10 protein-coding genes and 1 tRNA gene are annotated in these 12,090 nt (G+C 55.7%); 5 read left to right on the top strand and 6 right to left on the bottom strand.

Features of this window, described 5'->3' with window-relative positions; genetic code table 11:
- Window positions 1-325 (bottom strand): IS5 family transposase (locus H6F46_RS01995; protein WP_190404968.1); only part of this gene is annotated, 325 nt, incomplete at its 3' end.
- A 605-nt stretch (window positions 326-930) separates the two neighbouring features.
- On the opposite strand from H6F46_RS01995, the gene dusB reads away from it, so the two are divergent.
- Window positions 931-2,028 (top strand): tRNA dihydrouridine synthase DusB, encoded by a 1,098-nt coding sequence (gene dusB / locus H6F46_RS01990; RefSeq protein ID WP_099533162.1) that lies wholly within the window; start codon window positions 931-933, stop codon window positions 2,026-2,028.
- Window positions 2,029-2,124: 96 nt separating this feature from the next.
- Window positions 2,125-2,520 (top strand): aspartate 1-decarboxylase, encoded by a 396-nt coding sequence (locus tag H6F46_RS01985; RefSeq protein WP_190355930.1) that lies wholly within the window; start codon window positions 2,125-2,127, stop codon window positions 2,518-2,520.
- Between the two features lie 326 nt (window positions 2,521-2,846).
- Here the strand turns inward: H6F46_RS01985 and fba are convergent, their stop codons facing one another.
- From fba to H6F46_RS01970, 3 genes are all read right to left on the bottom strand, one after another.
- A complete protein-coding gene (gene fba, locus H6F46_RS01980; protein ID WP_099533146.1) occupies window positions 2,847-3,920 on the bottom strand; it encodes a class II fructose-bisphosphate aldolase in 1,074 nt (357 codons plus the stop codon).
- Between the two features lie 442 nt (window positions 3,921-4,362).
- Window positions 4,363-4,434, bottom strand: a tRNA-Lys gene (locus H6F46_RS01975).
- Window positions 4,435-4,649: 215 nt separating this feature from the next.
- Window positions 4,650-5,672 (bottom strand): glycosyltransferase, encoded by a 1,023-nt coding sequence (locus H6F46_RS01970; RefSeq protein ID WP_190355929.1) that lies wholly within the window; start codon window positions 5,670-5,672, stop codon window positions 4,650-4,652.
- Between the two features lie 823 nt (window positions 5,673-6,495).
- Between H6F46_RS01970 and H6F46_RS01965 the strand changes: the two genes are divergently transcribed.
- Together H6F46_RS01965 and petM are read left to right on the top strand one after the other, a co-directional pair.
- Window positions 6,496-7,239 carry a pentapeptide repeat-containing protein gene (locus tag H6F46_RS01965; protein WP_099533149.1) on the top strand — a complete coding sequence of 248 codons (744 nt, stop codon included), beginning with the start codon at window positions 6,496-6,498 and terminating at the stop codon, window positions 7,237-7,239.
- 206 nt (window positions 7,240-7,445) lie between these two features.
- The gene (petM, locus tag H6F46_RS01960; RefSeq protein WP_099533150.1) at window positions 7,446-7,550 is read left to right on the top strand and encodes a cytochrome b6-f complex subunit PetM; all 105 of its coding nucleotides are present in this window, start codon (window positions 7,446-7,448) and stop codon (window positions 7,548-7,550) included.
- Window positions 7,551-7,808: 258 nt separating this feature from the next.
- Here petM and H6F46_RS01955 read toward each other — a convergent pair whose 3' ends face one another.
- The gene (locus H6F46_RS01955) at window positions 7,809-8,666 is read right to left on the bottom strand and encodes a cyanophycinase (protein ID WP_099533151.1); all 858 of its coding nucleotides are present in this window, start codon (window positions 8,664-8,666) and stop codon (window positions 7,809-7,811) included.
- 448 nt (window positions 8,667-9,114) lie between these two features.
- The gene (gene rpiA, locus H6F46_RS01950; RefSeq protein ID WP_190355927.1) at window positions 9,115-9,825 is read right to left on the bottom strand and encodes a ribose-5-phosphate isomerase RpiA; all 711 of its coding nucleotides are present in this window, start codon (window positions 9,823-9,825) and stop codon (window positions 9,115-9,117) included.
- A 375-nt stretch (window positions 9,826-10,200) separates the two neighbouring features.
- Here rpiA and H6F46_RS01945 point away from each other — a divergent pair, with 375 nt between their 5' ends.
- Complete coding sequence (locus tag H6F46_RS01945) at window positions 10,201-12,009, top strand: tetratricopeptide repeat protein (RefSeq protein ID WP_190355926.1); 1,809 nt, start codon at window positions 10,201-10,203, stop codon at window positions 12,007-12,009.
- The last annotated feature ends 81 nt before the right edge of the window (window positions 12,010-12,090 follow it).

Here is a 12,090-nt window from a genome sequence, read left to right as displayed (position 1 = left end):
ATTGCTCTGAACGACCTAATTTGTTCCGCAGTTGCTCTCGAATCTGGTCATGCATTTGCTGCCAAATTCCTTTTCGTTGCCATTTCTGGAAGTAATGGTAGACCGTGCTGTAAGGGGGTAAATCGTGAGGCAGCATTTCCCACTGGCAGCCAGTGCGCTGGACGTAAAAGATGCCATTGAGGATTTCTCGGAAATCAACTTCTATCGGATGTCCAAAGCCTTTAGGAGCGGGCAGCAGCGGCTGGAGGAGCACCCACTCATCGTCGCTCAAATCACTGGGATAGGCTTTGCGGGTAGGATTGGCAATGACCGGGAGACGACTCATGAGCTGGGTGATGCTTCGGGTAGGTCTAGCCTAAAACCGGATTTAGAGCTGCCAAGTCGGCTTTAGCTTCTCTTTATAAATTAGCTCTAAGGCCCTGCCGCCGCCGCTCGATTTCCAGAAAGGGCGATCAAATTCCCATGTATTCTTGAAGAAAGATTTTAAAAAAGATGCTTAGGGAATGTCTGAACAGCCCCAATGGCTACCTTGCGGGCCTGATCAATCAACGTCAACAAGGGACTTGGGGCCTGTCGCCATTTCCTGAGATCAGACAACAACGGTTGATTTTCCATGCCCCAATCGTCGTAACAAGGGGCTTAAGCCCCTTGTCCCCCACGATCTGCCAACGGTGGAATCAGGGTTTCAGGCAATTTGACGACAGGCCCTAAGCCCCTTGCCCCGCGACGGTTGATGCTTGGCCCGTGTCGAAAGACACTTTCCAGACATCCTCTTGAGGCGATATTTCTTAGGCGATATTTCCTAGGCGATATTCAAAAGCCAACTTTTAGGGGAAATTCCCCATCCCTCAGCCACGGTTTCCTGTCCCGCTCGCATTGCCCACGGTTGCAGCCGGTGACCAATGCCTCGATCGCCCCTTTCGATCGCCCATGTTGACCCTATCCCCTGAACTCAAAGCCCGTTTGGCCGAACCACTCCAAATTGGTTCCGTCACCCTTCAGAGCCGCGTGTTGCAAGCGCCCCTGTCTGGTGTCACGGATTTGGTCTTTCGGCGTTTGGTGCGGCGCTATGCACCCACCTCAATGATGTACACCGAAATGGTGAACGCCACCGGGTTGCACTACGCACGGCAGCTTCCGCAAATCATGGAGGTTTCCGCCGAAGAGCGCCCCATCAGCATTCAACTGTTTGACTGTCGCCCGCAATTTTTGGCCGAGGCGGCCCAAATGGCCGTTGAAGAAGGGGCCGACACCGTGGACATCAACATGGGCTGCCCGGTGAACAAAATCACCAAAAACGGTGGTGGTTCTTCCCTGTTGCGCGACCCAGAAACGGCCGAGGCGATCGTGCGGGCCGTGGTGGCGGCGGTGAACGTACCGGTCACCGTGAAATCACGGATTGGCTGGAACGAAAGCGAAATTAACATCGTGGATTTTGCCCGGCGGATGGAAGCGGCGGGCGCAGCCATGCTGACCGTTCACGGTCGCACCAGGGCCCAGGGCTATAACGGCCCCGCCAAATGGATTTGGATCCAACGGGTGAAGGAAGCGGTTTCCGTGCCGGTCATTGCCAACGGGGATATTTTTTCCGTGGAGGCTGCGGTGCGTTGTTTGGCGGAAACCGGCGCGGATGGGGTGATGTGCTCGCGGGGAACCATGGGCTATCCGTTCTTGGTGGGTGAAATTGACCATTTCCTGAAAACCGGCGAGTTGCGCCCCCAGCCCAGCCCGATCGAGCGGTTGCGTTGTGCCCAAGAACACCTGACCATGTTGGCCGCTTACAAGGGCGATCGGGGTGTTCGCCAGGCCCGAAAGCACATGACCTGGTATGCCAAGGGGTTCTATGGGGCAGCGGAGTTGCGCGGCCAACTCTGCCGGATTGAAACGGCCGCCGAAGGGGTGGCCCTGATCGATCGCACCATTGCCCAAATTGAACGCCACGAAGCCGAATTCGGCGCGATCGGCCCAGAATCAGAACAACCAAACGAGCCAATCAACGAGCCAATTAACGAACCCGTTTTGGCCTAGCCCCGATCGGCTCCTCAGAACCTGTTACCTAAAAGGCCCTGAAACAGGAAAGACTCTGAAATAATCATCGGCAATCCTTCTCTTATCGCTTCTTTAATGAAGACCTTTGTTTCCGGGAAAATTCACGGTATCCGCGTCACCGACAAAAGTGTGGATTACAACGGCAGCGTCGGCATTGATGCGGCGTTGATGGAGCGCGCTGGCATTGAAGCCTATGAGCAAGTGCATTTGGTTAATCTGCGCAATGGTGAACGTTGGGTCACCTACGCCATTCCCGCCGGGCCAGGCGAATTTACGCTCAATGGTGGTTCTGCGCGGTTGGGAGAAGTGGGCGACAAATGTTTAGCGATCGCCTATCGCTTGAGCGATCGACCCTTCACGGCTCCCGTTGTTTTTTGTGATGAAAACAATGCCATTGCTGACACCATGCAATACCACATTCAAGGCGGCAACCTGACGGGCCATAACGATTGGGTGGTTCCGGTTCATTAAGCTTGTTGCTGTTGGCCGATCGACATCAACAATCAACCCAAGCCACAAACCCGAGGGCCAATAACCCAAAGGCAACCCCCCTAAACAGAAAAAATAGCGGCGAGGCACTTGGCTTCACCGCTATTGTCATTTTTGGGCCAAAAACTTAGTGATTAATCAATGACCAATTAATGACCAATCAATGACCAATCAATGACTAATCAGTAATCAATTAGTGCTCAATCAATGATCAATCGGTGATCAATCAGTGCTCAATCGAAGGCAGAGTTGGGCGATCGCCCGATTCATTTTGAATCATCCATCACCCAACTTCCCGATCGAACCTTTTAGACCTTGGCAGCAGCCTTAGCCACCAATTCGCCCTTGGCATACTTGCGAGCAAACTCGTCCACCGAGACTTGCTTGATCTTGCTAGCGTTGCCAGCGGTCCAGAACTCGCTATAGCGATCGGCACACACTTTTTGCATGTACTTGATCGAGGGCTTCAGGAAGTGACGGGGGTCAAATTCCTTGGTGTTGCCGGCCAGGGCTTCGCGCACCGCAGCGGTGATCGCCAAGCGGTTGTCGGTGTCGATGTTCACCTTGCGCACACCGCACTTGATACCCTTTTGGATTTCTTCCACGGGCACGCCGTAGGTTTCGGGGATCGTGCCGCCGTATTGGTTGATCAGCGCCAGCAGATCTTCGGGAACCGAAGACGAACCATGCATCACCAAATGGGTGTTGGGGAGACGGTTGTGGATTTCTTCAATGCGGCTGATGGCCAAGATTTCGCCGGTCGGCTTGCGGGTGAACTTATAAGCACCGTGGCTGGTGCCGATCGCCACTGCCAGAGCATCCACTTGGGTCTTTTCCACGAAGTCGGCTGCTTCATCGGGGTCGGTCAGCAGTTGGGAGTGATCCAGCTTGCCTTCAAAGCCGTGACCATCTTCTGCTTCGCCCATGCCGGTTTCCAGCGAACCCAAGCAACCCAGTTCGCCTTCCACGCTCACACCCAGCGAGTGGGCAACTTTCACCACTTCGCGGGTCACGTTCACGTTGTACTCGTAGCTCGCGGGGGTCTTCGCATCAGCTTCCAGCGAGCCATCCATCATCACGCTGGTGAAGCCGTTTTTGATGGCCGAGTAGCAGGTGGCCGGCTCGTTACCGTGGTCTTGGTGCATGCTGATGGGGATGTGGGGATAGGTTTCCACAGCTGCCAAGATCAAGTGACGCAGGAAGTTTTCGCCAGCGTAGTTACGAGCACCACGCGACGCTTGCAGGATCACGGGGCTATCGGTTTCATCGGCTGCCCGCATGATCGCTTGGATCTGCTCCATGTTGTTGACGTTGAAGGCAGGAATGCCGTAGCCATTTTCTGCCGCGTGGTCGAGCAGAAGCCGCATGGGTACGAGCGCCATAGGAATCCTCCTAAGATAGATTTATATCGATGCCTCGATAACTCTCGGCCGGTCGAGTGCTTGGCACTAATCTTAAAACAATTGTTGCCAGCCCCTCTGTTTTTCTGGAAGCAAGAATTAAAATTTCGACGATTTGGCGGTTTTGGAGATCTTGAATTGACCCAGCGCCCGATCGACCAAGCCTAGAGACCTGATCTCGAAAGGATTCGGGCGATTCTGGCCCGTGGAAAATCCTGAGTTGCAGGGAGTTGTGGCAGGGAGTTTTGGAAAGTGACTTGATCTCCCGATCGACTCGATCGCCCAAAACCAGCCCTTGGGGTGTTGCGCAGGCATGGCGGATTGTGGAGAGATCCGGTCAGTTCAATCCAGAGCAGGATCCCAAAGACAAGATCTGAAGACTATCTCTGAAGACTATTTTTGGAGACCGTGGATTCTAAAAAAATGGGTCGCCTGGGATTCGAACCCAGAACTAATCGGTTAAAAGCCGAGTACTCTACCGTTGAGTTAGCGACCCCCATCGCCCTGTTGGGGGCTATGAGGCGGTGTTGGGGACTGCAAGCACAACCGGGCTGGTTGGGTGTCGCAGTGAAATTCCGAACACGGGTGATTAATCTAGCAGGCTTTTTGAAGCTCGTCAACTGATCGTTGCAAATCATTGTGCCCAATTGCGCCAAATTGATCCGCCAGTCGATCAAATGCTGATGCGATCCGACATAATCCAAGGTCACTTTAGCGGCTAGAACGGTTGTCATGCATGGGATATAGCGAAGCCAGGGGGCCGCTAACCGGAGGATCGCTTTCTTGGCGGGCGGCTTCAATTTCTGCCCGGCGGGCCCGCAGTTGGATGTCTTCGAGCATTTTGCGGTTCACGGCCAGCAAATCCGCCACCAATCCCAAAATCCAGAGCTGCACCCCCACCAAAATCCCGATCGCCGCCAGGATCAAGCTAGGCACGTGGGCCCGGGGTGAGCCGCCGAAGTAAAGCAGCAGCCAGCGAATTCCCAGCAACACCCCGATCGAGAAAGGAACTGTCCCCAAAATCAGAAACGATCGCAGGGGCTTGTAGGTCATGAAAATCCGCAGGATCGTGAAGATCGATCGCTGGATGTAGCTGCGGATGCTCTTGACCAGGCGCGAGGGGCGCAGGTAGCCATTGGTGCGAATCGGCACGGAAACAATTGCGATTCCCTGTTGCCCCGCTTGGATGATGGTTTCCAGGGTGTAGGTATAGCCATTGAACACATTGACCCGCAGGGCCGCCTCCCGACTCAGGGCCCGAAAACCGCTGGGCGCATCGGGAATATCCGTGTCGCTGGCCAAGCGCACCACCCAACTGCCAAACTGTTGCAGGGCCTTCTTGACGGGCGAGAAATGCTCAATTTCCGCGATCGGGCGGGCCCCAATCACCATCTCTGCTTGATGGGCCAGGATTGGAAACACCAGCGCCGGAATGTCATCGGCACAATATTGATTGTCCGCATCGGTATTAACGATGATGTCTGCTCCGGCCTTCAGGCAAGCATCCAAACCGGCCATGAACGCCTTTGCCAGTCCCTGATTGGTGGACAGTCGCACAACGTGGTCTACCCCATGGGCCAAAGCCACCTCAGCGGTGCGATCGACGCTGCCATCATCAATCACCAACCACTCCACCACATCGCAGCCGGGCACCTCGCGGGGCAAGGCTTGGAGCGTAATGCCCAGGGTTTCTTCTTCGTTGAAGCAGGGAATCTGAATAATCAGCTTAGTCACGGTTCAGTCGCCAGGAAGACGCTAGGGGCGATCGCCCGCATTTAGCCTACCGCCCTTGGGGTAGACCGTAACAGAACCATGGGCCAAGGCAGTCAGCTATTGTTGCGCAACTGTCAAGAATCTTCATCGAAACTTGATGTTTCTCCAATGCAGACTCTAGCCAATATTCCAATTGCCCTTTAAGCGATACTTTGGCCCAGACCCGATCGCTGGGATGTGAATATCGGGTGGATATGGGGTCGATCGCTAAGTTGGCACTTGATCCGCGATCGTAATCAATACTCAAATCGACACTTAATATCGATACTCAGATCAATAGTTGAAAGTCGGTAACAACGTTTAACCCAATCGATCATAGTTGCGTGAAAACAACAATCGATTCTTTACATTCTGTAAATTTGAATTTGAAATGCAGGATAAATCAATAGGGTTCTTACTGGAGCGGAATCATTTTTCTCAGCAGATCCTAACAAAATTGATCCCCGCAAGCGTTGAGTTGCTTTGATCGAGCGAGGTGGTGATGATCGGCGTGATCGACTGCTGAATCGATTTTCGGTTGTAGGGACGGATTTCCGAACTAAAGCCTGGAACCGTTGATTTATCTGGTTCAGAAACTGTCACATCGCGATTTTTTGCCGCACAATTTCGCGAGTCAATGGAAACCAAGGGTATTTGATGGGATGTGCGATCGAGATCACCATTGCTCTGTAATGGCGGCCGGCGTATTAAAGCGTAACGATCGCATTCCGCAACAGCAAGCGGTCACCGCCCCCACCCAATTTATCCTAGATATTAGAGGCAGGTTGAACGAGGGGAAGGCGCAATGAATTCAGTTCAAGTGTTGACGAAAGTAGTGGCGGGCGTTGCATTCTTCGCCAGCACATTGGCAGTGACGGCGCTCCCGAGCGTTGCGGAAAACCCTGCCCATGTGCGCCAACTGCTGGAAACCAAAAGTTGCGCAAATTGTGACCTGAGTGGTGCTGACCTGTCTGATCTTGATCTGGCTGGGGCTAACCTGCAAGGGGCGAATTTGAATGGAGCCAAACTGTGGCGCACGGACTTGACGGCCGCTAATTTGAGCCGAGCCAGCGCGATCGAGGCGCGGATGCACGCAGTTAAGCTCGCCCAAGCCAACCTGCAACAGGCGGATTTGACTCTGGTGGGATTGGTGTTGGCAGATTTGCGCTCGGCGAATCTCCAGGATGCCAACCTGTTGGGAGCCAACATGGAAGGGGCCCAGTTAGCTGGGGCCAACCTGAACAATGCTCGCCAGACCATGGCCGGGTTGCTGCGGTGGCAACAGGCCAGCTACGGCAACATGGATGTGCCGATGGATGTGGCGGGGATTAATTTGCGGGATGCGAATTTACACAACGCTTCCCTCAGCCGCGCCAGCTTGGAAGGGGCTGACTTGGCCGGGGCCAACCTAACCAATGCCGATTTGCGGTTTGCCAAGTTGCATGGGGCGAATGTGGCGAATGCCCGCTTGGAAAACGCTCGCTTGCAGGGCACTATTTTGGCAACCCAAAAGGAAAGTACCGCCCTGTTGATTCGCAGCGCACCGTAAGTTTGGCTGGGTTGGGTGGCCAACCAGGCCACCAGTCGGCTCGCGGGGAAGACCAGTAAAGGGCTGAATCCAAGTCTCAATTCGGGCCACGATTCAAGCCGCCATGCAAGCCGCCATTCAAGCCGTAATTCGAGTCTCAATTCGAGTCCCAGTCCTACGCGCGTTGATACAATGGCGAGGCACGTTACCGAAACCGAAATAACACCATGAGCGGCGAAATTTTTAGCACGGCTTTTTTGGCATTCACCTTGATTTTGATTGGCTTGGGCGGTGGTTTCCTGTTGCTGCGGTTGCAAGGGGCCGATAAGTAGGCAACCTGGAACAGCGTTTGCCGATTTCATCGGTGGCTAGCCCAACGTCGATCGGCTCAATCCTCGATTCTCAATTCGCTGCCCGTTCATTGCCGGTTCGCGCGATCGGGTCAAGATTTCAAAGCTCAAACGCAAAACCCAGCCCCGGTGCATCACTGAGGCTGGGTTTTGTGGTTTTGAACAGTGCTCTTTCGGTTGGATTAGCCCAGGAGCGCGAGAGTCGTTAGATCACGGAAGATCACGGAAATGGTTTAACGACTAGCGCGGTTGCCCGGTGCTGACCACACGCCGCATGGGAATTGAGTATCGATCGCCGTAGCTGAGCACATGCAGGCGGAGGTGATGCAGACTAACGGGATCGTTGGCTCCCACTAGGGATTGATTGGTGTAGGTGATGTCGCCCGGGTCAATGATGGTGACCGTGCCTTTACCCAGCACTTCGATCGAACCGTCATCCTCAAAACAGGCACAGGTATCTTCATCAATACCAATGCCCAGGCGATCGGGGTGCAAGGACACAGCGCTCAAGAGCCGCGCCATCCGATTTCGGTTGTGGAAGTGCTGATCCACAATCACATGGGGCAACACACCAAACCCCGTGGCCATATCCACCAGCGATCGATTGGGGGACTCGCCTGAGCCACCGCCCGCGATCATGTGGTGGCCCATCACCGCCGCCCCGGCACTGGTTCCGGCCAGGGAAATTTCCCGTCGCCGCACCCGCTCCAGAATGCTTTCCATCAGCCGCGTTTCCGCCAGCAGGCCACACAGCCGCAACTGATCGCCGCCGGTCATGAACACGCCCGTACAACTGTAGACATATTCCAGATAGCTTTCGTTGGAGCCTTGGTCGCGATCGCGCACATCAAGAATTTCGATCGACTCGGCTCCCATGCTCTCGAAAATCATGCGGTACTTGCTGCCAATCACCGATGGCTCCCGCGAAGCACTCGGAATGATGGCGATTCTGGCACCGGTTCCGCCCGATCGCTGAAAGAAGGCGTGCAGAATTTCACGACCGTGAATCTTGTCTTCTGCGCCGCCAATGACCATGACTGCGGCTTTTACGGCTTGGGGAACTGAACGATCCAACATTCGCGTGTGAGCTTGCACCATGGGCTTAAACGTGCGAGGGGGAGAGCCAAATTGAGGAGCCATGATCTCTTGCGTTGAGTGGTTGCAGATGGCATTGGCACTCAACCCTGCGCTTCACTCTGCGCTCAATTTTGACTGGATTGTCATTCTGCCGAATGACCGAAACAGGTAGACATTCGGGCAAGGATCGCGCACAAGACCCAACTTAGGAGTAATTAGCGATCGCACAGATATTTAATCATCTTTCTATCCTGCAATTGGCAAAGATTTTGACCGACAGAATTGACCATGATGGCGATCGCGGGCCCTTCAATCGTTCGAGTGTTGTTCAGCGGCTAATGAATTTCTATGAATTGGTTAGCGATGGGGCAGACATTCAGCCAGTTACTGAGTCGGGCATTCAGTTAGACCTTGACTCACTAGCAGGGTGGGCATTACCCACCCCGATCTAGCCCAGACGGCATTCATCCTACATTTGGCGGACTTGCGGTTCCCCGTCCACAATTTCCCCAATCAGCACGCAGTCTGTGGTTCCCACAAACAGGCCGTTTTCCAGGACTCCGGGAATGTTATTCAGGGCTTTTTCCAAGGTAGCGGGATCGTCAATGCCGCTGGGGAACTTCACATCCAGAACCAAGTTGCCCTGATCCGTCACCACGGGGCCGGCTTTTTTGACGGCCATCCGCAATTGCGGCTCACCACCCAGGGCGACGATCGCCCGCTTCACCGGTTCCAGAGCCATGGGCAACACTTCCACGGGCAACAGGAAGGTGGTTCCCAGCCGATCGACCAATTTGCTGGCATCCACCACCACAATAAACTCCGCTGCCAAGCAGTCCACAATTTTTTCCCGGGTGTGGGCCGCGCCGCCGCCCTTGATCAGGTTCTTTTGCGGATCCACTTCGTCGGCCCCGTCGATCGCCACATCAATCCGATCCACATCGTTGGGCGTGGCCAAGGGAATGCCAAATTGCTTGGCCAGCACTTCCGACTGGAACGACGTGGGCACGCCGATGATGTCGGTGAGTTCACCGGACTTGAGCCGATCGCCCAAATATTCGATCGCAAAGGCCGCCGTTGAGCCGCTGCCCAACCCCACGACGGTTCCCGACTTGACGCGGGCCACGGCGGCCCGGGCCACTTGTTGCTTCATGATGGTTGCGGGATCGAGCTGGCTCATGGGTCAAACTCCTGTGAAGTTTTGAAAGATTGATCTCAGGGGGATCGGGTTATGCAAACCGGGTTCAATTAAACACCGGATGGCTGACCCGATCGCGAGTTCCGGCGGCCGAGATTGCAGCGGGATCCGGAAACCCAGGCCCTAAACCGTGACCTGGAGCAGGTGTCGTGCCATCAGCCAAATTCGATCAATTCAGATTCCATCAAGCCAATTGCAGCGATCAAGAAAATCCCAGCGATCAAGTTCGGTCAGCCCGATTTACCCCACTAGATTTACCCCACTAGATTTACCCAGCCCGATTTACCCCACTAGATTGAGCCAGCCCGGTTATCAGCAGCCAAACGCGGGCGGATGCGAGGAGATGCGAGGAGATCCATGCAAGCAGGCGAAACCACAGCCCCCAGACAGGAAGAAACGATCGCAGCAATCACCCCCAAGACTGCACCCCCGATCGCCTTGAAAATGCTGGTGACGGAGTTTGACCAGGCTTTGGCGGCGGCCGAGGCGGCTTGGCAACAGGGCCAGGCCCAAGGGGCGATCGAGCAGGCCCGTCGGGCCATTCGGCTGATTCCCGATCGGCCAGAGCCTTACCGCTGGTTGGGCAATGGTTTGCAGGGGCAAGGGCAGTGGGCTGCGGCCGATCGCGCCTATGGCTGGGCCTTGCACTATCGACCCGATTGGGCAGAAGTTTGGGCTAATCGGGGCATCATTGCCCTGCAACAACAGGATTGGGCAACGGCCACCGAGCACTATCAGCAAGCCATTCAGGCTAACCCTGAGCTACCGGACTTACATCTTTACCTGGCCCAAAGTCTTTGCCAGCAATGTCGGTGGCCGGAAGCGGCGGCGGCGATCGAGCAGGCCTTGCAACGCAACCCCGATTGCGCCCTGGCCCACCTGCTGCAAAGTTGGATTGCGCTCGATCGCGAAGCTGGGGACGATCCTGAGCTGGCCTATGCGGCGGTTCAGCGATCGTTGGCATTGGATCCTCACTATCCCGGTGCGTGGTTCCAGTTGGGACGGGTTTGTTTTTATCGCCAAGAATTTCGGGAGGCGATCGCCGCCCACCAACGGGGACTGACCCTGGCTCCGCCCGATTCCGGTGTGCAGGCGCGGGCCCTGGGGGCGATCGGGAATTGCCACTTTGAGCTGGCGGAATTGGCCGCCGCCGCCGACTGCTACGAAGCCGCCCTCCGCCATCAACCCGATGAAGCGGATGTTCACTGGGGACGGGCCAACCTTTGGTTACACCAAGGCGACTATGAACGGGGCTTTGCGGAATTTGAATGGCGCTGGCCCAACGTTTTGCCCCAGCGGCCCTTCCAGCAACCGGCCTGGAATGGGGAGCCGATCGCGGGGCAAACCATCTTGGTCTATGCCCAGTGTGGTTTGGGCGATATTTTGCACTTGGCGCGATATTTGCCCCTGTTGGCGGCTCGGGGCGCGAGGGTGGTGGTGGAGTCACCGCAGCCCACGGCCCGAATTTTGGCGGCCCTGCCAGAGGTGGCGCAAGTGGTGGTTCAAGGGGCGGCCCTGCCGGCCTTCGATTGGCAAATTTCCTTCCTGAGCCTGCCCAAGGTGTTCACGCCCAGCTTGGCGGCCATTCCCCGATCGATGCCTTACCTGTCAGCCCAGGCCACAGACTGGCGACCAGAGCAGGACTTTACCTTTCGGCGCGATCGACTTCATGTGGGCATTGCCTGGGCCAGTGGCTACCAAGCCAATCGCGACGGCCGCCGGGACTATCACAATCGATCGATTCCCCTAGCCCAATTTGTGGAGCATCTGAATTGCCCGGAGGTGCAACTGCATAGCTTGCAAGTGGGGCATGATGCCGGGGCGATCGCCCAATTTCCGCAAGTCCAGGCCTGGCACGATCGACTCCGGGATTTTGCCGACACCGCCGCCCTCGCGGCCCAAATGGACTTGGTGATTTGTGTTGACACCTCTGTCACCCACTTGGCAGGCGGCCTGGGCTTGCCCACCTGGATTTTGTTGCCACAGATGCCCAATTGGCGCTGGATGCTCGATCGCACTGATTGCCCTTGGTATCCCACGGCTCGGTTGTTTCGTCAGCTCCAACCCCGAGATTGGGCGGGCGTTTGGCAGCAGGTGCGGCCCGCCTTGGCTCAGGCGATCGACCAATGGCGATCGGGACTAGCCCCCTTGGGGCCCCGTTCCTGAGTGAATTTTCGGTTGATTAACCTCACGTTCTTCAGCTTCCAACCGCCAACCCAGCGAGCCGCTAAGACAGAAACCAAGACA

The organism is Limnothrix sp. FACHB-1083 (genome assembly GCF_014696485.1).
Lineage (GTDB): Bacteria > Cyanobacteriota > Cyanobacteriia > CACIAM-69d > CACIAM-69d > CACIAM-69d.
This window is presented reverse-complemented; position numbering and strand designations above follow the sequence as displayed.